General features: G+C 49.3%; 23 protein-coding genes. 17 read left to right on the top strand and 6 right to left on the bottom strand.

Annotated features, from left to right (window positions below):
- Positions 1-4: 4 nt before the first annotated feature.
- Genes lptA through NNX04_RS08780 form a run of 4 tightly spaced genes read right to left on the bottom strand, consistent with a single transcriptional unit; the run spans position 5 to position 2,706 of the window.
- A complete protein-coding gene (gene lptA, locus NNX04_RS08795) occupies positions 5-562 on the bottom strand; it encodes a lipopolysaccharide transport periplasmic protein LptA (protein WP_007643218.1) in 558 nt (185 codons plus the stop codon).
- A complete protein-coding gene (gene lptC, locus NNX04_RS08790) occupies positions 549-1,160 on the bottom strand; it encodes an LPS export ABC transporter periplasmic protein LptC (RefSeq protein WP_261948171.1) in 612 nt (203 codons plus the stop codon). The genes lptA and lptC overlap by 14 nt, the downstream gene beginning before the upstream one ends.
- A 3-nt stretch (positions 1,161-1,163) precedes the next feature.
- Positions 1,164-1,703: a KdsC family phosphatase gene (locus tag NNX04_RS08785; protein WP_261948170.1), complete on the bottom strand. Its 540-nt coding sequence runs from the start codon at positions 1,701-1,703 to the stop codon at positions 1,164-1,166.
- A 31-nt stretch (positions 1,704-1,734) separates the two neighbouring features.
- Positions 1,735-2,706 (bottom strand): KpsF/GutQ family sugar-phosphate isomerase, encoded by a 972-nt coding sequence (locus NNX04_RS08780; protein ID WP_007643215.1) that lies wholly within the window; start codon positions 2,704-2,706, stop codon positions 1,735-1,737.
- Between the two features lie 273 nt (positions 2,707-2,979).
- Here NNX04_RS08780 and NNX04_RS08775 point away from each other — a divergent pair, with 273 nt between their 5' ends.
- From NNX04_RS08775 to hisD, 5 genes are all read left to right on the top strand, one after another.
- A complete protein-coding gene (locus NNX04_RS08775) occupies positions 2,980-3,639 on the top strand; it encodes an MlaC/ttg2D family ABC transporter substrate-binding protein (protein WP_261948169.1) in 660 nt (219 codons plus the stop codon).
- A gap of 207 nt (positions 3,640-3,846) precedes the next feature.
- Positions 3,847-4,092: a BolA family protein gene (locus tag NNX04_RS08770; protein WP_007643211.1), complete on the top strand. Its 246-nt coding sequence runs from the start codon at positions 3,847-3,849 to the stop codon at positions 4,090-4,092.
- Positions 4,093-4,196: 104 nt separating this feature from the next.
- Positions 4,197-5,462 (top strand): UDP-N-acetylglucosamine 1-carboxyvinyltransferase, encoded by a 1,266-nt coding sequence (gene murA / locus NNX04_RS08765; RefSeq protein WP_007643210.1) that lies wholly within the window; start codon positions 4,197-4,199, stop codon positions 5,460-5,462.
- 13 nt (positions 5,463-5,475) lie between these two features.
- On the top strand, positions 5,476-6,111 hold the full coding sequence (gene hisG / locus NNX04_RS08760; RefSeq protein ID WP_151058748.1) for an ATP phosphoribosyltransferase: 636 nt from the start codon (positions 5,476-5,478) through the stop codon (positions 6,109-6,111).
- A 114-nt stretch (positions 6,112-6,225) separates the two neighbouring features.
- Positions 6,226-7,533, top strand: coding sequence for a histidinol dehydrogenase (gene hisD, locus NNX04_RS08755; RefSeq protein ID WP_261948168.1), 1,308 nt, complete (start codon positions 6,226-6,228; stop codon positions 7,531-7,533).
- Positions 7,534-7,600: 67 nt separating this feature from the next.
- On the opposite strand, the gene NNX04_RS08750 is transcribed toward hisD, so the two are convergent.
- Together NNX04_RS08750 and NNX04_RS08745 are read right to left on the bottom strand one after the other, a co-directional pair.
- Entirely contained in the window at positions 7,601-8,719 is a 1,119-nt protein-coding gene (locus tag NNX04_RS08750; protein WP_261948167.1) for a S1C family serine protease, read from the bottom strand.
- Positions 8,720-8,858: 139 nt separating this feature from the next.
- Positions 8,859-9,365, bottom strand: a complete 507-nt coding sequence (locus NNX04_RS08745) for a YhcB family protein (RefSeq protein ID WP_007643206.1) — start codon at positions 9,363-9,365, stop codon at positions 8,859-8,861.
- Between the two features lie 143 nt (positions 9,366-9,508).
- Between NNX04_RS08745 and NNX04_RS08740 the strand changes: the two genes are divergently transcribed.
- From NNX04_RS08740 to phoU, 12 genes are all read left to right on the top strand, one after another.
- On the top strand, positions 9,509-10,177 hold the full coding sequence (locus NNX04_RS08740; RefSeq protein ID WP_261948166.1) for an alpha/beta hydrolase: 669 nt from the start codon (positions 9,509-9,511) through the stop codon (positions 10,175-10,177).
- Positions 10,159-11,322, top strand: coding sequence for a cell division protein ZapE (gene zapE / locus NNX04_RS08735; protein ID WP_261948165.1), 1,164 nt, complete (start codon positions 10,159-10,161; stop codon positions 11,320-11,322). Before NNX04_RS08740 ends, zapE begins: the two co-directional genes overlap by 19 nt.
- Before the next feature lie 113 nt (positions 11,323-11,435).
- The gene (rplM, locus tag NNX04_RS08730; protein ID WP_007643196.1) at positions 11,436-11,864 is read left to right on the top strand and encodes a 50S ribosomal protein L13; all 429 of its coding nucleotides are present in this window, start codon (positions 11,436-11,438) and stop codon (positions 11,862-11,864) included.
- Positions 11,865-11,875: 11 nt separating this feature from the next.
- Entirely contained in the window at positions 11,876-12,265 is a 390-nt protein-coding gene (gene rpsI, locus NNX04_RS08725; RefSeq protein WP_261948164.1) for a 30S ribosomal protein S9, read from the top strand.
- A gap of 331 nt (positions 12,266-12,596) precedes the next feature.
- Positions 12,597-13,196: a ubiquinol-cytochrome c reductase iron-sulfur subunit gene (gene petA / locus NNX04_RS08720; RefSeq protein WP_007643191.1), complete on the top strand. Its 600-nt coding sequence runs from the start codon at positions 12,597-12,599 to the stop codon at positions 13,194-13,196.
- 1 nt (position 13,197) lies between these two features.
- Positions 13,198-15,432 (top strand): ubiquinol-cytochrome c reductase, encoded by a 2,235-nt coding sequence (locus tag NNX04_RS08715; RefSeq protein ID WP_261948163.1) that lies wholly within the window; start codon positions 13,198-13,200, stop codon positions 15,430-15,432.
- Positions 15,433-15,545: 113 nt separating this feature from the next.
- A complete protein-coding gene (locus NNX04_RS08710; RefSeq protein ID WP_007643187.1) occupies positions 15,546-15,977 on the top strand; it encodes a ClpXP protease specificity-enhancing factor in 432 nt (143 codons plus the stop codon).
- Positions 15,978-16,209: 232 nt separating this feature from the next.
- A complete protein-coding gene (locus tag NNX04_RS08705) occupies positions 16,210-17,181 on the top strand; it encodes a PstS family phosphate ABC transporter substrate-binding protein (RefSeq protein ID WP_040392338.1) in 972 nt (323 codons plus the stop codon).
- A 180-nt stretch (positions 17,182-17,361) separates the two neighbouring features.
- On the top strand, positions 17,362-19,653 hold the full coding sequence (locus NNX04_RS08700) for an ABC transporter permease subunit (RefSeq protein WP_261948162.1): 2,292 nt from the start codon (positions 17,362-17,364) through the stop codon (positions 19,651-19,653).
- A gap of 15 nt (positions 19,654-19,668) precedes the next feature.
- Entirely contained in the window at positions 19,669-21,357 is a 1,689-nt protein-coding gene (gene pstA, locus NNX04_RS08695) for a phosphate ABC transporter permease PstA (RefSeq protein WP_261948161.1), read from the top strand.
- Between the two features lie 70 nt (positions 21,358-21,427).
- Complete coding sequence (gene pstB / locus NNX04_RS08690) at positions 21,428-22,204, top strand: phosphate ABC transporter ATP-binding protein PstB (RefSeq protein ID WP_007643172.1); 777 nt, start codon at positions 21,428-21,430, stop codon at positions 22,202-22,204.
- Positions 22,205-22,224: 20 nt separating this feature from the next.
- A complete protein-coding gene (gene phoU / locus NNX04_RS08685) occupies positions 22,225-22,947 on the top strand; it encodes a phosphate signaling complex protein PhoU (protein WP_081489713.1) in 723 nt (240 codons plus the stop codon).
- Positions 22,948-23,138: the final 191 nt, after the last annotated feature.

The following is a 23,138-nucleotide window of genomic DNA, read 5'->3' as shown; positions in this document are numbered from 1 at the left end:
GGAATCAGTTGCTATTGGCTGTGGATGAGGGGGCCTGCAGGTCTTCTGGTTTCGCGGATTTAGGGGGAATGACTATCTCTATTCGTTGTCCTTCGCCAGTGTTGTTGCCTTCTGCCTTCATCACTTCTTTGACCAGATCGTAATCGATATGTGGGCCACTCATGACGGCACCATTTTGCTCAACGGAAGCATCTTCAATGAGTAGTAAATGCTCATTGTTGGGGGTGTAGGTAATTTGTTTGGCGGATGCGGTGACTACCCCTTGTTCTGCTTCCGGCTGTTGCTGGAATTTCGCAGGGCTGCCAGTGGCGATCATTTTTTCCACGCCACCTTCATTGTTGGTGTGGATGATGATTGAGTCGGCATTGATAATGAGTGAGCCTTGGCGGATCTCAACCGAGCCTGTGTAAGTTGCCACCCCGTTTTTTTGATCAACGGTCAGGTTGTCAGCGGAGCCGCGGATAGTTTCATTTTTGTCGCTTGGTAACGCCCAAGCTGTCACCGAACAGCATAAGCCCGCGAGCAGGGGAAGTATTTTAAGCAGTGATTTAGCGCGGTTCATAAGCGGCCTTAACTTGGGACTTTAACTGAAGCTGACTATTGGCGAAGTCTGCTTCCATGCCTTGGGCCGACATCTGGCCTTTTGCGCTGCGCATCTTAACAGCTTTGTCGGTGCGCGCGAATTGTGTCTTTGGGAATAGGTCCAGTAGGCTGGTGGTGATACGTACAACACCATTGGAGTTGGTTTGTTGTTGAATCACGACATCGTCCTGCAGCCGGATGAATTCACCATTGAGTTGGCTTTTACCTTCGCGCGCATTAACTAGCCAGGGCGCAGTAGCGTCTTTATCGTAAAAAGCCATGGCGGGTTGTTCAAAGAGTGTGTAATCGTGCTCCGAAGGGCCGTCTGCGCTGATTTGATAATGGGTTACTTGTGGTGTCGTTAGTTGATAGCGAAGTGTTCCCTCTGGACTGTATTCGCGTGTCTCCACGGATTTCATGTAGTACTGGGGAAAACCGCTGGACTCATATTGGCCAGGTTGAATGTCGTCTTTGTGCCTGAGTGAAAAGGCAAAAAACACCACCACCAAGGCAAAGGCGACTAGCCAGGGGCCCGGAATATGCTGGTGTAATCGCTGGATGCGCTGTAATAGGGCCATAATTTAGTGAGTGCTTCCAGTGAGGTAGGTATTTAAGGCGGTATCAAAGGTATTTTGTGCTTGCATTATAAGATCACAAGCTGCGCGCACCGCACCTTCACCACCGCGTTCGCTGCTTTGCCAGTGCGCGCGTTGGGCAACACTGAAATGGGCGTTGGCCACAGTGAAGGCAAGGCCGACCCGTGTCATAACGGTAAGATCCGGCCAGTCATCACCCATAAAGGCAATTTCATGCAAGGCAAAGCTGTGATGCTGGAGTATTTCCTGTAGTGCATTCCACTTGTCTTCGCGGCCTTGTACTAAAATCTCGATTCCCAAATCGTTGGCGCGTTTGGCAACCAGGTTGCTGGTTCGTCCAGTAATAATCCCTACTTTAACGCCGGTTTTCTGCAGGGCTTTGATCCCTTGTCCGTCCAATGTGTTGAATGATTTAAATTCTTCGCCGCTATTGCTGAAGTAGAGGCGGCCGTCGGTAAGTACGCCATCCACATCTAACAATAAAAGTTTGATCTGTATGGCGCGCTCGCGTAATTCTGAGTTCATGCTCTGTTCCTGGTGGTGCTGCAATTGCACGTTAGATGATGCCCGCGCGCAACAAGTCATTGATTTTTACGACACCGACAAGCTGTTTTTGTTCGTTGCTGACCAGTAGTACGTTTATTTTTGCTTCTTCCATTACCGCTAATGCTTCGGCGGCGAGCATGTTCTCGCGGAGAATTTTGGGGGTGGTGTTCATTAACTCGTATGTTTTAGCGCTGCGCACATCTACACCGCGATCAATACTGCGGCGTAAATCGCCATCGGTAAATATACCAAGCAGTTCATTATCGCTATTCATGACGGTTGTCATGCCAAAGCCTTTTTCTGACATCACCATTAATGCATCAAGTAGCGGTGTTTCAGGGGAGACGCGCGGTATATCACCGCCGGTATGCATGACATCTGAGAGGCGCAGCAGTAGTTTGCGTCCCAGTGCACCACCGGGGTGAGAGAAGGCAAAATCTTCCGCGGTAAAACCGCGTGCTTCCAGCAGTGCAATGGCGAGAGCATCGCCCATTACCAGTGTGGCGGTGGTGCTGGAGGTGGGGGCTAAATCGAGTGGGCAGGCCTCGTGAACTACGCTGATGTCGAGGTTCACTTCAGCGACTTCGCCCAATGTGGATTGGGCATTGGCGGTCATGCTGATAATTTTGATTCCCGCGCGTTTTAATAGTGGCAACAGGGTAACAATTTCGCTGGATGTGCCGGAATAGGAAATGGCCAGCACTATGTCACTTTTGGTGATCATGCCCAGATCACCGTGACTTGCCTCGCCGGGATGAACAAAAAAGGCAGGGGTGCCTGTGCTTGCCAGTGTGGCTGCGATTTTTTTGCCAATATGACCGGATTTACCCATGCCGGTCACTATAACTCTGCCGCTACAGGCCATTATCAACGCGCACGCACGGGTGAAGTTGGCATCGATGCGCTCACTTAATGCGTTAACGGCTTCTGCTTCAAGGCGGATAGTGCGTAATGCAGAGCTAAGATAATCAAAACTGGCCATGTGACTATTCCAAAAAGCGGGAGGGCATTATAGCGGTCATGTTCGCCAAGGCGAGGGGCTGCGATGTTTTTTCCGCTTTAGCGGTTATCGAGCGGCAGATCAAAATGCTATAGTCCGCCGCGCAAACCTGCTCGCTGCGCCTTCAGGTTAAGTTAACCTCCCCTTTGGTTCAATAAATCGCCACACCCACAATGTCCTTAAAAAGAATGGCACCATAAGGAACTAGCGCTGTCCGAGTTTCGGTCACCTTAGTCTGGCTCAGGGCAAACTTGAATGAATTCATCTGACTTAATGGAAGGTTTTACCATGAAATATCTGCTTACCAAAATATCCGGTGCTGTTCTAAGCACGTTTTTATTATTCGGCGTCCATACAGTTGCCCAAGCAGCTGACGCGAATCAAGAGCCGAAAGTTATTGTAGAGTCGGTTGCACAGGAACTCTTCGGTTTGGTTAAGGAAAAAAATGCGGCTAAAACCGCAGACGATATCTATTTCAAGCAGGTAGAAAAGGTACTTGATGAAGTGGTTAACTTCCCTTTCATTGCTGCCTCAGTGATGGGCAAGTCCACCTACAGCAAGGCCACTCCCGCGCAACGGACGCAGTTCCTGAAAGTGTTTAAAGATGGCATGGTGAAATCTCTGGCTAAAGGCATTCTCGGCTATGCAGATAGCAAGGTTACACTCGCGGGTGTGGTGACCGATCCCAAAAACGCCAAGCGCGTTGTAGTAAAGCAAGAAGTAATGGCTGAAGGCACTAGTCACAAGCTTGATTACACTATGGTGCAGGGCAAGTCTGGCGAGTGGAAGCTCATCAATGTGGTTCTCAATGGGGTAAATCTTGGGCAGTCATTTAGCGGTCAGTTCAAGGCCGGCTTGAAGAAGCATGGTGGTGATATTGATCAGGTGATTGCCAACTGGCTTGTTGATGCGTGATTTGTGATCTGACCTCAGTATCTTTTTATCCTCAACCCCCAGCCCCGACTGGGGGTTTTGCATTTCAGGGAGCGGATTTTTAAGTGCGATATGGGCGACATTCCGGTAAACTCCGCGCCTTATTTACTTATCGCTAGATTATGTTCGCCCAAGGCTGTTCACTGCCTGTGACTGCCGGGTGCGAACCAGCCATTATCGGAAAATATTATGCAAGCCGAACAAATTAAAGCCCTGATTGAAAGCCAAATCCCTGAGTGTGATGTGAAATCCGTAGAGGTGCAGGGCGATCATATAGGTTTGGTGATTGTCAGCCCGGCTTTTGCTGGCCTGACTCCTGTTAAAAAACAGCAGTTGGTGTTGTCTACACTCAGCGCCCAGTTTGCCGATCGCAGTATCCATGCGGTGGACTATATCAAGGCGTTTACCCCCGAGCAGTGGCAGGCCCAGCAGTAATTCCGGCTGCAGTCTTGTTCGCTCATTTCGGTGGCTATAGCGATTATTAGTCGGCTATTCCGCTTTTTTGCCTCGGTGCATCTTCTTTTAATTTCAGGTTGGCAATGGATAAGTTTTTGATTTCGGGCGGCGGGCCGCTCTCTGGTGAAATTCGTATTTCAGGCTCTAAAAATGCCGGTTTGCCGCTTTTAGCGGCCTCTATATTGGCCGATGGTGAGGTGCGCCTCACCAATGTTCCACACTTAAAAGACATGACCACCATGGTGCAGCTACTGCGCACCCTTGGCCTGACTATCGAGATTCAGGGTGAGCATGTGGTGATTGTCGACCCTAATACTATCAACTCCTATACCGCCTCCTACGAGCTGGTAAAAACCATGCGTGCCTCGATTCTGGTGCTCGGGCCGCTGCTTGCACGCTACGGCGAGGCTAATGTGTCCTTCCCTGGCGGCTGCGCAATTGGTTCGCGCCCGGTGGATATCCATTTGCGCGGCTTGGAGGCTATGGGGGCCAGCATCGAAATTGATGGTGGTTATATTCGCGCTCGCTCCAATGGCCGTTTGAAGGGCTGTCATTTCCTGATGGATATGGTCACCGTGGGCGGCACTGAAAACTTGCTGATGGCCGCTGTGTTGGCTGAGGGCAAAACCGTACTGGAAAACGCCGCGCGCGAACCGGAAATTGTCGACCTGGCTAATATGCTGGTCGCCATGGGCGCAAAAATTGAAGGTATAGGTACATCGACCTTGACCGTTTACGGCGTCGAAAAATTGAATGGCTGTGAATACAGTGTGATGCCTGACCGCATCGAAACCGGCACTTATTTGGTGGCTGCTGCTGCAACACGCGGCAACATCAAATTGACCCATACCCGCGCCGATATTCTCGAAGCGGTGATCTTAAAGTTACAGGAAGCGGGGGCCGATATCGCCGTGGGCGAGGATTGGATCACACTGGATATGCACGGCAAGCGCCCTAAAGCCGTCAGTTTGAAAACCGCCCCTTACCCGGCGTTTCCCACCGATATGCAATCGCAATTTATGGCGATGAATGCGGTGGCTGAAGGGGTTAGCCATATCACTGAAACGATTTTTGAAAACCGTTTGGTGCAGGTGGCCGAATTGAACCGTATGGGCGCGCATATCGAGCTGGAACACAACACGGCCATTGTGACCGGTGTGGAGCGTTTGAAAGCGGCGCCGGTAATGGCATCGGACCTGCGCGCCTCGGCGAGTTTGGTGATTGCCGGTCTGGTTGCTGACGGCGAAACATTGATTGACCGCATCTACCATATCGATCGCGGTTACGAGGCGATTGAACAAAAATTCCAAAACATTGGCGCCAGTGTGCGCCGTGTTAAAGGTTCGTAAGAAGGTGGATGCCATGAGCCAAACCCTGACTATTGCGCTCACTAAAGGGCGCATTCTGGAAGAGACTTTGCCCCTGCTGGCCGCTGCCGGTATTGAGCCGCTCGAAGATATGGAAAAAAGCCGCAAACTGGTGTTCGACACCACCCAGGCCAATGTGCGGCTGCTGTTGTTGCGCGGCGCCGATGTGCCCACCTATGTGCAATTTGGCGCGGCGGATATGGGTATCTCGGGTAAAGATACCTTGATGGAAAACGGCGCTGAAGGCCTGTATGAGCCGCTTGATTTAAATATCGCACGCTGCAAATTGATGACTGCCGGGGTGAAGGGCGAATCACTGCCTGCTGGCCGTATCCGTGTTGCCACCAAGTACGTCAATATCGCCAAACAATACTACGCATCACAAGGTCGCCAGACGGATATCATCAAGCTTTACGGTGCGATGGAATTGGCACCGATTATGAATCTGGCTGATGAGATTGTGGATATTGTCGATACCGGCAATACCCTGCGCGCCAATGGTTTGGAGCCGCGTGAATTTATTGCAGATATCAGTTCACGTTTGATCGTGAATAAAGCCTCAATGAAAATGAAACACGTACAAATCCAAACCATTATCGATCATATCGCTACCGCCGTAGCGGTCGATTAGTTTTCTATACCGTCCATTGCAAATGCCAATGGGTATTTGTAATGGATCGGCTGCATGATCAACCTATTATTTTTTTAGTTCACATTGTTATTGGTTTTTTTAAAAGAGAATTCCATGTCTGAATCTATCATCACCCGTTTGGATGCAAGCCAAAGCGATTTTAATCAGCGTTTGGATCAGCTGCTCGCGTGGGAATCGGTAAGCGATACCCGTGTTGCAGCAGTGGTCGATGATATTTTGCAGCAGGTAAAAACCCGTGGTGATGCAGCGGTAGTGGAATTCACTAATAAGTTTGATCGCCGCTCGGCGCAGAGCATTAACGATTTTGTGGTTACTTCCGCGCAATTGCAGCATGCACTGACTCAAATCAGCGTCGAGCAGCGCGCCGCATTGGAAATTGCGGCTGAGCGTATTCGCAACTATCACCAGCATCAGTTGCAAAGTTCCTGGCGCTACACTGAAGCCGACGGCACTGTGCTCGGCCAACAAATTTCAGCGATGGAGCGTGTGGGCTTGTATGTGCCCGGCGGCAAAGCGTCTTACCCCTCATCGGTATTGATGAATGCTATTCCAGCGAAAGTTGCTGGCGTTGATGAATTAACCATGGTGGTACCTGCGCCCGATGGCGACATAAGCCCGATGGTATTGGCAGCGGCGGCAATCGCCGGTGTAGATCGCGTCATTACTATTGGTGGCGCGCAAGCGGTTGCGGCACTGGCTTATGGCACAGAAACTATTGCCAAGGTCGATAAAATTGTCGGCCCCGGCAATATTTATGTAGCTACCGCCAAGCGAGCAGTATTTGGTCAGGTGGCGATTGATATGATCGCCGGCCCTTCAGAAATTTTAGTGGTGTGTGACGGCCTGACCGATCCGGATTGGATCGCGATGGATTTATTTAGTCAGGCGGAACATGACGAGCAGGCGCAATCAATTTTGCTGTGCCCGGATGCCGATTATTTAAATAAAGTGGAGGCCTCGCTCAAACGTTTATTGCCAACGCTGGCGCGCGAAACTATTGCGAGTGTGTCATTAAAAAATCGCGGCGCATTAATTAAAGTTGCCGATATGGAGCAAGCCATTGCGGTGAGTAATCGCATTGCACCGGAACATTTGGAGTTGTCGGTTGCTGATCCAGAATCGTTGTTGCCGCAGGTGCGTCACGCCGGTGCCATTTTTATGGGGCGTTTTACTCCGGAAGCACTCGGTGATTATTGCGCTGGCCCCAATCACGTATTGCCCACGTCGGGTACAGCGCGTTTTTCATCGCCTCTGGGGGTGTACGATTTCCAAAAGCGCAGCTCAATTATTATGTGTTCGGCAGCGGGTGCATCAGTGTTATCGAAGACAGCATCAGTACTGGCGCGTAGTGAATATCTGGAAGCGCATGCGCGCTCCGCGGAATACCGGATTGTCGATTAATTATTTGTTGATAGCGATGAAATAAAAATGGGCACTTAAGTGCCCATTTTTTATATTTTTTTAGCTTTTATGTTTTGGTTTGAGTATTGCTCCGTTCACCGGCTATGGCTTCAACTTCTATGGGGTTGCCCTCGCGTATGAGGCGGATTTTAACTTTGGATTGCGGAGCTAATTTATTGACCAGCTCCATGCATTGGCGTGCGTCCTGAATTTCTTCGCCATTGATGTGCGTAAGTAGGTCATTGGGGTGAATGCCTGCAATATGTGCCGGACCGTTGGGATAAATCCCCGAGATTACAATGCCCTTGTAGCGTGGGTGCGGTACACCTTCTATACCCAACCAGCCGCGAATCACACGTCCATGTTCGGCGATTTGGCGCAGGCTCTCCATGGCTATTTGGGCAGGGACAGCAAAACTGATTCCGGATGAGGTATTTGACTCATCCAGTACAGCGGTATTTATTCCAATAAGATTCCCGTAGGCATCAACCAAGGCGCCGCCAGAATTACCTGGGTTTATTGCCGCATCAGTTTGGATAAAGTTTTCGCGGTAAGCTTCTTCGCTGATTCCCACATTCCAGCGGCCGGTAGCGCTTACTATTCCTTGGCTAACACTTTGACCAACGCCAAACGGGTTGCCGATCGCCAGAACGACATCGCCAACACGGACGTTGTTTGAGTTACCCAAGGTGATGGCGCTGATGCCATCTAGCTGGATTTTCAAGACTGCCAAGTCATTGTCCGCATCCATTCCAATTAATTCTGCATTGGTTACGCGCCCATCGTAGAGCAATACGGAAATCCGATCAGCGCCATTAATAACGTGATTATTGGTGAGAATTAACCCAGAGTTATCGACAATCACTCCCGAGCCAAGCGTCTTTTGCATGCGCTCTTGCTGGGGAGTATTGGAGTTGTTGTACAGATGGCGAAAAAATGGGTTGTTGGATAGGTTTTGATAGCGTTGTACAACACGCTTTTCGGTATAAACATTCACTACAGCCGGGGCGGCGCGACTGACTGCATCTGCATAGGAAACTACGCCTAGAGTGTGTTTTTGTTCATCAGGTTTTGGTGCGTTGTTGCCACGTAGTTGGGGAAATAAGAGAAGAGCAAGTAACGCAATAATAACGCCTGCGGTAATCGGCCAGCTTATAAACTGCAGCAAGCGCTTTAATAGAATCAAGGGTGTCTCCGTCGAGCGGTATTTGTCAGGCCAACAAAAACCCCGCTAGATGCGGGGTTTTACTTTTGTTCGACATCCTGTGTGTGAACTCAATGGGGAGCTATGCATTAAATAATCCGTTAGATGCAGATATTAATTTTTAGTATCGATTCGCTTTGCCGTCAAAGTCGTAATCATCTGCGGACTCTGTGGGCAAGCGAGAACTATCTACCGGGTCATCGCGCAAATCGTAGTCTTCGCTGAGTGTGCCTTTGGTGCCTGGTGCTTTGGGGGCCCAGTCGCGGGGCGGTTCGATATGCTGCCCACTGATGTAGGATTTAGTATTGCCGCCCAACCCACTATTGGCGGAATCCAGTATCTGGCGGCTGATGGCGGGTGTTGCCAACTTTAGCGCACCGCTAGCAAGGTGTTCGTGCACTTCACGATAGGATTGAGTCAGGTTGTTCACCAATTGCGATGTTTGTGCAAAGTGTTCGGCAACGTCGCGTTGATAAGCTTGTAGTGTGGTTTCAGCGTGATGTAGGCGCTGCTCAAGATTGTGCCCCAATAACTGGGCGCGAAACGTATACATAATTAGGGCGGTAAGGCCACCACCGGCGAGCAGGCAAACCAAGCCACTGATGATAAGGGTACTAAGTGAATACACAGCTATCTCCTACTGAACAAGGGCGTCGCTCTGACAATATGCTGCCAGAAGCACCAATAAATCTATTATAAGTCCATTTTCTCATTAAAATGGGCAAAAATTATTGCCCATGTGCGAACTCGCACTGAATTTAGAGGTATTGCATGACTTTTCCTTTTGCCAAAGAGCAGGCGCTTTTGATTCCCGGACCTTGTGGTCATCTGGAGGTGATGATCCACGCTGCTGATGACGGGGGTGTATTTGCGGCGCGCCAAGCAGTGGCGATCATATGCCATCCACACCCACTGCATGGCGGCACTATGGATAATAAAGTGGTAACAACACTCATGCGTGTCTACCGCGATTTAGGGGTTCATGCGGTACGCTTCAACTTTCGCGGTGTGGGGAAAAGCGAAGGCGATTTTGATAATGCGATCGGTGAGCGAGAGGATCTGTTGGCGGTTGTTGCGTGGGTAAATCAGCAGTTCCCCAGTGCACCCTTACTCCTGGCTGGATTTTCATTTGGTTCTTCTGTTGCGGCGCAGGTTAGTTATCAAGTCCCAAAATTGCAGCACCTAACCTTGATTGCCCCGCCGGTGGAACGGTATCCCTACGCGCGTGATGGGCGCTTCGGCTGTCCAGTTTGTGTTGTGCAGGGTGATGTAGATGAGCGTGTTATTGCTGAGGGTGTCTATCAATGGGTTGGTGAATTGCAGGGTATGGTTGAGCTGGTTCGCTACCCGCAGGCTGGGCATTTTTTCCATGGATATTTAACAGCACTCAAGGCGGATTTGAGTGTGGTGATTGAGCGGCAATGGGTAAACATAGTATGACAATCGCCATGATGGATTCTTCAGTTTCCCTATCACCTATGGCGCGCTACCAGCGCGATTTAACTCGGCCAGATTTTCGCCATGACCCTGCACAGGAGCTGGCTGTTCAGCATCTGCAGCATCTCTATGAGGAGTTGCTGGTAACTTGGCGTGAAGAGCAGCAGCAATCGGCGCTGGGCAGTTTTCTAAAACGGCTCAAGGGTGGTGATTCACGCAAGCTGGTGCGTGGTCTGTACTTTTGGGGTGGGGTAGGGCGCGGTAAAACCTATCTAATGGATAATTTTTTTGAGAGCTTGCCTTTTGAACAAAAATTACGCGCGCACTTTCATCGCTTCATGCGACGGGTACATGCGGAGCTTAAAAAGTTGGATGGGCAAAAGAACCCGCTTAAAAAAGTCGCCGATATTATTGCGAGCGAGGCGCGTGTTATCTGTTTTGATGAATTTTTTGTCTCGGATATTACCGACGCAATGATTCTTGGTACTTTGATGGAGGAGTTGTTCGCGCGCGGCGTAACGCTGGTTGCGACCTCCAATATAGTTCCGGATGGCTTATATAAAGACGGTTTGCAGCGTGCGCGTTTTCTGCCTGCTATTGCCTTGTTAAATCAGCACACCTTGGTAGTGAATGTTGATGGGGGTGTGGATTATCGGTTGCGCGCTCTGGAACAGGCGGAGTTGTATCACTCGCCACTTGATGCTGCTGCCGATAAAAGCCTGATGTGTAGTTTCAAGAGCTTGTTACCTGCCAGTGCAGTGCTGCAGGATGATGTAGAGCTGGAGGTTGAAGGGCGCATGATTCGCGCGCGCCATCTCGGCGAAGGTATTGCCTGGTTTGATTTTGTCGAGCTGTGCGATGGGCCTCGCTCGCAAAATGATTACATCGAGCTGGCGCGTGAGTTGCACACAGTTATCCTTAGTAATGTGCCGGGTCTTGGGCGTGCCAATGACGATCAGGCGCGTCGGTTTGTGAATTTGGTGGACGAATTTTATGACCGTCAGGTGAAGTTGGTGATTTCGGCCGAACAGCCTTTGGCTAGCCTTTATTCTACTGGAAAGCTGGATTTTGAATTCCAGCGCACGGTTAGTCGCCTGTTGGAAATGCAGAGTCATGACTACTTGGCTCGTCCGCATCGGCCAGAATAAGCATAAATATAGGTTGAAATACAAGCATTGGCTGTGTAGTATGCCGCCTCCCTGTTTTAGGGGATTTTTATGTACATCTATTTAGTATCCACATCCGATTAGGCAGGAATAACATGAAGACCTATATTGCCAAAGCAGAATCTGTCTCTCAAGACTGGTTCATCGTGGATGCGGCGGGAAAAACACTCGGCCGTTTATCTGCGGAAATCGCCTCGCGTTTGCGTGGCAAGCATAAGCCAGAATTCACTCCACACGTTGATACCGGCGATTACATCGTTGTAATCAACGCTGCTCAAGTGCGCGTGACTGGCCGTAAAGCAACTGACAAGATTTACTACTCGCACACTGGTTTTGTGGGTGGCATTAAATCTATCAGCTTCCAAAAGTTGATTGAGAAAGCGCCAGAGCGCACCATTCAAACTGCCGTTAAAGGTATGTTGCCGAAGGGTCCACTGGGTCGTGCTATGTTCAAAAAACTGAAAGTTTATGCAGGTAATGAGCATCCACATGCTGCTCAGCAACCTAAAGAACTGAACATCTAAGGGGAGCTGACATGTTTGCACAATTTTACGGCACCGGCCGTCGCAAAACCTCTACCGCGCGCGTGTTCATTACCGCTGGTTCAGGTACCATCACTGTAAATGATCGTCCTTTGGATGAATATTTCGGTCGTCCAGTAGCACGCATGGTAGTGCGTCAGCCGCTGGAGTTGGTTGGTTTGGTTGAAAAGTTTGATGTAAATGTCACCGTAGTTGGCGGTGGTAGCTTTGGTCAAGCGGGCGCTATTCGCCATGGTCTGACTCGTGCTCTGATGGAGTATGACGAGAGCCTGCGCGGTGAGTTGCGTAAAGCTGGCTACGTAACTCGCGACTCACGCGAAGTTGAACGTAAGAAAGTGGGTCTGCGTAAAGCGCGTAAGAAGCCACAATTCTCCAAGCGTTAATGGTTTTCTCCAGCAGCTTTTTGTGCTGCTGGTTGATGATCATCAAAAACGCCCAAGTCTTTGCTGGCTTGGGCGTTTTTGATGATCATCAAAAACGCCCAAGTCTTTGCTGGCTTGGGCGTTTTTTTATGTCTAAAATTGCACCCCTATAACCCACTATATAAGTGTGGTTATTCTTGTAAGCCGCGTGTTAATTCATTAAGATTGCCCGCCTTTTCTTGAGTCACCCAATAATCCTTTGTCGCCAGACTTCGTATAAGCCTTAGTATCAGGTTGTGGGGCGATGTGAGGCGATTTGCTAGCCGTTAAAGCTGTTAGGGGAGAATTCGTCATGAGTAATGACGCAGTAAATAAAACACGCCGTCGCGTGTTGATCGGTGCCACTTGTGCAGTGGGGGCGGTCGGCGTGGTGGGTGCAGCAATTCCATTCGTGGGCTCCTGGAGTCCCAGTGCCAAAGCTAAAGCTGCTGGTGCACCGGTTAAATACAACATTAGCAAAATAGAGCCGGGCGCGATGGTCACTGTAGAGTGGCGTGGCAAACCGGTATTTATTGTGCGCCGCACCCAGGCTGCATTAGATAGCCTGAAAACAGTGGAAGAGCAGGGTGTACTGCTGGATCCAGAATCCAAAGAAACCATGCAACCAAGTTATGCACAAAACCCTGAGCGAGCGATTAACAAAGAATTCGCTATCTTGCTGGGCATTTGTACTCATCTTGGTTGTGCACCTATGTTCCGCCCGGATGTGGGAGCTGCTGATCTAGGTGGCGATAAGTGGCAGGGTGGTTTCTTTTGCCCTTGTCATGGTTCCAAATATGACCTTGCTGGTCGTGTTTATTCCGGTGTGCCCGCTCCTCTCAACCTGGAAGTTCCTCCTCACCGTTATGAGAGCGACTCAGTAGTTGTGATTGGCGAAGATCAGGAGGCTTGATATGAATTGGTTAACAGGTTTGTGGCAGTGGGTTGATAAGCGTCTGCCAGTACAGCGCGCGTGGGATACCCACATGGGTAAGTACTATGCGCCTAAGAATTTCAACTTCTGGTATTTCTTTGGTGTTCTGTCACTGCTGGTATTGGTTAACCAATTGGTGACCGGTATCTGGTTGACTATGAGCTACAACCCATCTGCAGAAGGTGCATTTGCTTCTGTTGAATACATCATGCGCGACGTGGATTACGGTTGGATTCTTCGCTACATGCACTCTACCGGTGCCTCGGCATTCTTTGTTGTTGTTTATCTGCATATGTTCCGCGGCATGATGTACGGTTCATACAAAGCACCACGTGAATTGGTGTGGATTTTTGGTATGACTATTTATCTGGTGCTGATGGCAGAGGCCTTTATGGGTTACGTATTACCCTGGGGTCAAATGTCATACTGGGGCGCACAGGTAATCGTATCCTTGTTTGGTGCAATTCCTGTCGTCGGTGAAGGATTGGTGGAGTGGATCCGCGGCGACTACCTTATTTCTGGTATTACCCTGAACCGTTTCTTCGCGTTGCATGTTGTGGCGCTACCGATTGTATTGCTGGCGCTGGTAGTGATGCATATCCTGGCGCTGCACGAGGTGGGTTCAAACAACCCCGATGGTGTTGAAATTAAAAAGAACAAAGATGAGAACGGCATACCGCGTGATGGTGTCCCTTTCCATCCTTTCTACACAGTGCATGATTTGGTTGGTATCACTGTTTTCTTGTTTGCTTTCTGTTTCATCATGTTCTTCATGCCGGAAATGGGTGGCTTCTTCCTGGAGTATGCCAACTTTGAAGAAGCGAATAACCTGAAAACACCGACGCACATCGCACCTGTCTGGTACTTCACACCTTTCTATGCGGTGTTGCGTGCAGTGACTTTGCAAATCGAACTTGGGCCAATGGTATTGACTGCAAAACTGCTTGGTTTTGTGGCGATGGGCGCAGCGATTGCACTTTTGTTTGTATTGCCTTGGTTTGATCGCAGCAAGGTTAAATCCATGCGCTACCGCGGTCATATTCCGCGTGTGATGTTAATTGCTTTCGCAGCTATGTTCGTGATCTTGGGTTATCTGGGGGTTAAGGCACCTACCGACGGCAGAACCTTGTTGTCGCAAATCGCTACTACCTTCTATTTCGCTTACTTTCTGACTATGCCAGTTTGGACAACTACTAGCCCGGAAAAAGCCAAGTCCATGGCGTCATGGATTGTGTGCGGTGTTTTTGCCGTCATCTTCGCCTGGATGGGAGTTGATTACATTGGTGGGGATGTGCCTGCATTATTGTTGGTTCTCTGCTTCGCATTAGCAGCAATTTTTGCAGTATTGCCTTTACTGGCAGCACGCGATAAAGACTTGGTTGAACCGACCCGTACCCAAGCGAAAGGTTTGCCTGCGATTGTTGTGCTTGGTGGTTTTGCGCTGTTCCTGATTCTGATGATTGTGCCCATCAAAGCGGTCGCAGCAGGTGGGGCATTTGCCTGCGGTGCCATACCTTGCGACAAGATGGAGCCGGATTTACATAACAAAGAATCCTTGCAAAGTGGTGCCAAATACTTCATCAACTACTGCATGGGCTGCCATTCTGCCAAGTTTTCACGTTACGAGCGTGTTGCGGATGACTTGGATATTCCGCATAACTTGATGGAAGAAAATCTGATTTTTAGTGGTCAGCGTATCGGTCAGCTGATGGAAATTGCTATGAAACCACAGCAATCCAAAGTCTGGTTTGGTGTTGCACCGCCGGATTTGACCCTGGTAGCGCGCTCGCGTTCGCCAGAGTGGTTGTACACCTACCTGCGCAACTTCTACAAGGATGATACCCGTCCGTGGGGTGTCAACAACCGCGTATTTCCTAATGTTGGTATGCCGCACGTGCTCATTGGTCCGCAAGGGCTGCTGGAATGCGGTGCCGGTCCTAAACTGAATCACCATGGTGGCGCGGCGCGTAACGACTTGGGTGAAGTGGAAATGGATGAGCATTGCGGTGCATTGGTCGAGGGCAAGGTAAAGGGCACTATGACTACTGCCGAGTTTGATCAAGCGATGTATGATCTGGTGAATTTCCTCGAGTATGTAGCTGAGCCTGCGGCAGTTAAGCGCGAAGCGATTGGTTATTACGTATTAGGTTTTCTGATTGTTCTGTTTATCTTTGTTTACTTCCTGAACCGCGAGTTCTGGAGAGAGATTCACTGATCGCAGTAAATAACAGCGGAAAGGGCGACTTAGGTCGCCCTTTTTGTTTGAGCTCTTGGCAAAACAAGGTAAATTGCAATTTGTTTAGCCCTGATCAGACCAAGGAAACACTTATGTCCATGACGTCCAGTCGTCCTTATTTTTTACGTGCCGTCTATGAATGGATTTTAGATAACAACTGCACGCCACATATTTTGGTTGATGCCCATGTGACCGGTACCCAAGTACCGCAGCAACACGTCAACAAGGAGGGACAAATTATTCTGAATATCTCCCCTTCGGCGATTAAAGATTTTTTTATGGATAATACTGCCGTATCGTTTAATGCGCGCTTTAGTGGGGTGGTCAATAATCTCTATATTCCCTGTGGTGCAATTTTAGGAATTTATGCTCGTGAAAATGGGCAGGGTATGATGTTCGAGCCGGAAGTTAATCCTGCACCGCCGCCGCCCAGTGGGCCGACTCCTGTGTCGACGGGAGGCGGTTCTGTACCCTCGGGTGACACTCCTCCCGCCAAACGACCGGGCTTGCGCGTGGTTAAATAAATCGTCTCGTTTTTGATGTTCACAAACACCAGCTTCGGCTGGTGTTTTTGTTTTGGGTGGCGGTATAACCCTGGTTTGGCTGTATGACATTTGTGCGACACATTTGTGACAAAAATTTCCTCCGGTCACATAACTGTCATATTTGCTGGGTAAAGTAAGTCTCACTGAAGGGACAACTCTTCACAGGTAGACACACTATTTATTACTCATGTAATCACAGATGGAGCGCTCTATGAACGCTATGAAAATTATGAAGGGGTTGGTTCTTGCCGGCTCTATGGTTTGTGCTACTGCATTGCAGGCTGCAATTGATCCAGCGCTGCCAGAGTACAAGGCGACCACTGGCGTATCAGGTAACGTCAACTCAATCGGTTCTGACACACTCAACAACCTGATGACCCTTTGGGCTGAAGATTTCAAAAAGTGGTATCCCAACGTCAATATCCAGATTCAAGGTGCTGGTTCTTCAACTGCACCACCGGCCTTAACCGAAGGTACTGCTAACTTCGGGCCTATGAGCCGCGCAATGAAAACCGAGGAAATCCAGGCGTTTGAAGCCAAGCATGGCTACAAACCCACCGCTGTACCGGTAGCGATTGACGTACTTGCAGTTTACGTAAACAAAGACAACCCGATCGAAGGTTTAAGTATTCCTCAAGTGGATGCCATTTTCTCGGCAACCCGCAAATGTGGTGGTGCCAAAGACCTGACTCGTTGGGGTGATGTGGGCTTGACCGGTGCATGGGCAAATCGTGATTTCACCATGTACAGCCGCAATGCCGTTTCTGGTACTTATGGTTACTTCAAAGATGAAGCCCTGTGTAAAGGTGATTTCAAATCCAACATTCTCGAGCAACCAGGTTCTGCATCTGTAGTCCAGGGTGTGTCTGAATCGATCAACGGTATTGGTTACTCAGGTATTGGCTACATCACTTCAGGTGTGCGCGCCGTGCCTCTGTCCAAGAAAGATGGGCAGCCTTACGTTACTGCCGATGCAACTCACGCGCTGGATGGAACCTATCCGCTGTCACGTGTGTTGTTCATGTATATCAACAAGCATCCGAACCGCCCGCTGGATGCGATTCAGTTAGAGTTTGTGAAGTTGATTCTTTCCAAGCAAGGCCAGGAAACCGTAGTGCGCGATGGTTATATCCCGCTGCCTGCGTCAATGGCCAACAAAGCACTGGCTGAATTGCAGAAGTAATCAGCGCGGGCCTGGAGCTTCTTGTGTTACCCATAAAAACGCCGACTTGTTCGGCGTTTTTTTATAGATAGAGCCAGGGTAAATATGACAGTCAGATGACGGTTTCGGGTTTTTGTAACAAAAGTGTCATCTTTGATTGTTAGGATTCTTGCGCCAGACGATAAAACAGGTGAGTAGACCATGTCCGAACCCATTACAGCGGCAAAGCCAATCCAGAGCCTGATGCCCAATCGCGAGCAGCGCAGCAAGTTGCGCAACATTCGCAAATTTAAAGACCAGCTATCGCGCTACGGGGTGATGTCTGCCGGACTCGCGGTAGTATTTTCACTCGGTTTAATTTTCTTTTATCTATTCTCCGAAATTGCTCCCTTGTTTCGTGGTGCCTCGGTTGAACCCTTGCACAGCTACACGCCCGCCCAGTTGCAACAGCAGGCCTCCGACCCGACTGAATACCTCACGCTGGAACGCTACGAAGAAATTGGGGCCAGTTTCAAGCGTAGCGGCGCAGTGCATTTTTTTAATGTCAGCGATGGCAGCCAAGTGCTTAATGCCCAGGTATCGCGCGCCGCTGATGTGAGTTTTACCAGTATGGCGACCAGTACGCCTGATTACGGTCTGGTTGCTTATGGTTACAGCAATGGCCAGGTATCAATAACCAAAGCCAATTACGCGCTCAGTTATCCAAACGATAAACGCCAAATCACACCGAGTTTGGTGTATCCCTTGGGTGATTCTCCCTTAACCTTGGATGACCAAGGTGCAGCGCTTACCCAGCTAGCCGTACAAGAGACTTCCAGCGGTATTTTATTAGCGGCCATGACGGTAGATGAGCGTCTACTGCTCGCTATTTTTAGCAGCAGTCAAAATATGATTACCGGGGAAGTCAGTATCAGTCAGGAAGTGATAGCGCTTCCCTCGCTTCCAAATGGCAGTAAGCCCGTATCTATGCAGATTGATAGCGGTGCCCAGCATTTAGTGATTGCTACAGATCAGTCGCAATTATTGCTCTACAGCATCATCAACCCTAGCGCTGTAAAAGTTCAGGCACCAGTGACTATTCCTGATGGCAAAGTAACCCGTATGGAGTTTTTGGTGGGAACTGCCTCGCTCATTATTGGCACCGACAAGGGCGCTCTGAGCCAATGGTTTCTGGTTCGCAACGCCGACAACATTTATGAATTGAAATATGTACGTGGTTTTGAGGCGTTGGATGGCGCCATCACCCGTATCACACCTGAGCATGCGCGTCGCGGTTTCTGGGCTGGCGACGACAAAGGCAATATCGGTATTTACTACGCTACCTCCCAGCGCACCTTATTAATTGAGTCGGTGAGTGATAAACCTATTCAGCAGCTTGCTATTTCTCCCATTCACAATCGCAGCTTGTGGTTGGATGACGCTAATAACCTGAGTGTGGCCGATGTCTGGAACAAACACCCCGAGGTTTCTTTCAGCTCGCTCTGGAAAAAAGTGTGGTACGAAGGGCGCGATGCACCGGAATACATTTGGCAGGCATCATCGGGCAGCGATAATTTTGAACCTAAAATGAGTTTTGTTCCGCTTTCTATCGGCACGTTGAAAGCTGCATTTTTCGCGATTCTGTTTGCGGTACCTTTGGGGGTGATGGGGGCAATTTATACCGCCTATTTTATGACGCCCAAATTGCGCGGCATTGTTAAACCCACTATCGAAATTATGGCTGCATTGCCCACTGTTATTTTAGGTTTCCTCGCAGGTTTGTGGCTCGCACCGTTTATCGAAAATCATTTGCCAGCAATATTCAGTATTTTGATTTTATTGCCGATTGTTATGCTAATTACGGGCTATCTCTGGAGCCGGTGTCCGGATTCGCTGCGCAACCGCGTACCTGAGGGTTGGGAAGCTGTCATTCTAGTGCTGCCGATTATTCTCACCGTGTGGGCTTGTATCGCCGCCAGCCCTTTAGCGGAGATCTGGTTTTTTGATGGCAGTATGCGTCAGTGGTTTACTGAAAACGGTATTAGCTACAGCCAGCGCAATGCTTTGGTGGTCGGCATAGTAATGGGCTTTGCTGTTATCCCAACAATTTTTTCCATTGCTGAAGATGCGGTGTTCAGTGTGCCCCGCCATTTAACACAGGGCTCATTGGCGCTTGGCGCAACACGCTGGCAGACAGTTGTTGGTGTGGTGTTGCCTACGGCCAGTCCTGGAATTTTTTCCGCGGTGATGATGGGGTTTGGTCGCGCTGTTGGTGAAACCATGATTGTGCTTATGGCTACTGGTAATAGTCCTGTGGTGAATTTCAATATCTTTGAAGGCATGCGCACACTCTCGGCCAACATCGCGGTGGAGTTGCCGGAGACGGCGGTTGCAAGCACCCATTTCCGCGTTTTATTTCTTGCAGCTTTGGTGCTATTGGCATTGACCTTTGTGGTGAACACGCTTGCTGAAGTTATTCGTCAGCGACTGCGTCAGCGCTATAGCAATCTGTAATTGGTGGTGAATCCGATGAAAAAATTAACGCGTAAAAATAGTTCCTGGTTTAGCAGTGGATCGCCCTGGATATGGCTCAACGGCGGTGCTGTTGCTCTGTGTATGATCATGGTTGTTGGGCTGCTTGGTTTGATTGCAGTGCGCGGATTTGGTCATTTTTGGCCGGCTGATATTTTGCAAACCAGTATTGTTGATCGCAGCGGCCAAACACACATCATTATGGGCGAAGCTGTACGCGATGAAGTGATTCCAGCTGCCGTTGCGCGCGATGGTGGTTATCAAATTGAATCAGACGTTGAATTAATTACTCGCCACCTTTTTAAAATGGGTAATCGCGATATTAGTGGGCGTGATTTTGTGTGGTATCTGGATATTGGCATGAAACCATGGGAGTACCCGGAAAATGCAGTCTCCATTGAACGGCGCGAGTGGGGTAATTTTTACGGTTATCCGGTTGCGATTAAAGAGGGCAACACACTGGTCAGTGAGTTGGGCAGCAAGGATTTTTGGGAGCAATTGGATCAGCGCTTGGCGCGCGCATTGGATTTACATGCGCAAATTCATCGCATTGAAAAAGTCGATATAGGTCGTATCAACAAGCGCATGGATGATTTGCGCCTTGAGCGTCGCGGTTTGGAATTGGATGGTGTAACCGGCACAGCGTTGGCCACTGCCGATGTGAATTTTTCCGAGCGTCGCGCCGCGCTTGAAGCTGAGTATGCGATTATTAAAAAAACGCGTGATGACATATTGGCACAAGCGACCCGCGATAAATTATTGGTGCGCACTGCTGATGGCAAAGAAGCCGTTATCGCTTTTGATCATATAGTACGTGTCACTCGCCCCAATGTAATGAACCCGGTACAAAAACTGGGTCAGTACGCCGAACGTGTGTGGGAATTTTTGAGCGATGAGCCGCGCGAGGCGAATACCGAAGGGGGTATTTTCCCGGCTATTTTTGGCACCATTACTATGGTGATTGTCATGTCAATTATGGTTACGCCGCTGGGTATTCTCGCCGCTATTTATCTGCGTGAATATGCAAAGCAAGGCACGCTGCTAAAAATTATCCGCATTTCGGTATACAACCTTGCGGGCGTGCCATCGATTGTGTACGGCGTATTTGGTTTGGGATTTTTTGTATATATTCTCGGTGGCAATATCGATCAGTTGTTTTATCCGGAATCACTGCCGGCGCCAACCTTTGGTACACCAGGTTTATTCTGGGCATCGCTCACGCTTGCACTCTTGACCTTGCCAATTGTTATCGTTTCTACCGAAGAAGGTTTATCGCGCATCCCCAGTACTATTCGTCAAGGCAGTTTGGCTCTGGGAGCAACTAAAGCAGAAACACTGTGGAAGGTAGTTGTACCTCTGGCAACACCGGCAATGATGACTGGATTAATTTTGGCGATTGCCCGTGCGGCAGGTGAGGTGGCGCCACTGATGTTGGTGGGGGTGGTGAAATTGGCACCTGCACTGCCAATTGATGGCAATTATCCCTATTTGCACCTGGATCAAAAAATTATGCACTTGGGCTTTCATATTTACGATGTCGGCTTCCAAAGCCCGAATGTGGAAGCTGCGCGGCCATTGGTTTATGCAACGTCTCTGACGCTGATTTTGTTGATCATCGCCTTGAATATTACTGCGATAAAAATTCGCAATGATTTGCGTGAGAAATACCGCAGTGCGTCGGATTAATCGCACTGCGCTTGTGAGTTGATAAATAGTACACACATCGATTTATTTGAATTTTATACAGGCAATTTTTATGAGCCCGACTTTATTAGCAGAGCCCACCAAGCTGGAAGTAAAAAATCTGGACTTGTTTTATGGTCAGAAGCGCGCGCTGAATAGCGTGAGCATGAAAATTCCAGAGAAAAAGGTAACCGCGTTTATCGGTCCGTCTGGTTGTGGTAAATCAACCCTGTTGCGTTGTTTTAATCGCATGAACGATTTGGTTGACTCCTGTCGTGTTGAAGGCGAGATTTTGCTCGACGGCGATAACATTTACGAAAAAAGTGTCGATGTTGCTGAGTTGCGCCGTCAAGTGGGTATGGTGTTTCAAAAGCCCAACCCCTTTCCTAAATCGATTTATGAAAATGTGGCCTATGGTTTGCGTTTGCAGGGGGTTAAATCCAAGCGTGTGCTCGATGAAGTGGTAGAGAAATCACTTAAAGGTGCTGCGCTGTGGGATGAAGTAAAGGATCGACTACACGACAATGCATTTGGTTTATCAGGCGGGCAGCAACAGCGCTTGGTGATCGCGCGTGCGATTGCAATTGAGCCGGAAGTGATTTTGTTGGATGAGCCCGCCTCGGCGCTTGATCCAATTTCAACCTTGAAAATTGAAGAACTGATCAACGAATTAAAACATCAGTACACCATTGTTATTGTGACGCACAATATGCAGCAGGCGGCGCGGGTGTCTGACTATACGGCGTTTATGTATATGGGGGATTTGATTGAGCACGATCTGACAGATACGCTCTTTACCAACCCGAGTAAAAAACAAACCGAAGATTACATCACTGGCCGTTACGGTTAATGCGGAGGCGCATCATGGTTATGGATATTACAAGTCACACTCACCACATCTCCCAACAGTACAACATAGAACTGGAGGCGATTCGTACTCATCTGTCGGAAATGGGCGGTATGGCTCAGCGTCAGGTGAACGATGCAATTCAAGCGCTGATTGATGCCGATGTGGAGCGCGCCGAGCAAGTGGTGCGCTCGGATACCAAAGTCAACTCCATGGAAGTGACAATCGACGAAGAGTGCGTGCGTATTCTCGCCCGTCGTCAACCGGCCGCGAGCGATTTGCGTTTGGTTATCGCCGTTACCAAAGCGATTACCGACCTTGAGCGTATCGGCGATGAAGCGACTAAAATCGCCCGTCAAGCTATCGCCATGAATAAAGATGGTTTGGCGCCACGCGGTTATATTGAGGTGCGCCATATTGGTGGTCATGTGTCGCACATGTTGCAAGATGCATTGGACGCATTTGCCCGTCTGGATATGCAGTTGGCGCTCACGGTGGTGCAAACCGATAAACAGGTAGATATGGAATACAGCACGGCGATGCGCGAGCTGGTCACTTTTATGATTGAAGATCCGCGCAGTATTACGCGGGTACTCAACATCATGTGGTCACTGCGGGCGTTGGAGCGCATTGGCGATCACGCGCGCAACCTGGCGCAATACGTCATCTATTTGGTTAATGGTGAGGATGTTCGCCACGCCAATCTGGAGCAGATCACCGAAAATGTGAACGCCAAAGACGAATAAGCCCGTCATTTGGCGCGCGCCGCATTTTTTGCGTGACTAAAGCCACTGCCTCTTGTTAAATAACCCGCGTCTGCGTTAAGGCGCGGGTTTTTGTTTTTAGGGTCAACATAAAAGTGGCTTCTGATATTAAAAAATGCATTTTTTGGCGTCTCAACCACCAGGAAATGCTTGTCGGATACCCAACAAATATA

The sequence above is a fragment of the Cellvibrio sp. QJXJ genome (genome assembly GCF_024452345.1).
Lineage (GTDB): Bacteria > Pseudomonadota > Gammaproteobacteria > Pseudomonadales > Cellvibrionaceae > Cellvibrio.
The sequence above is the reverse complement of the archived record's forward strand: the minus strand, read 5'-3'. Positions and strand labels throughout refer to the sequence as shown.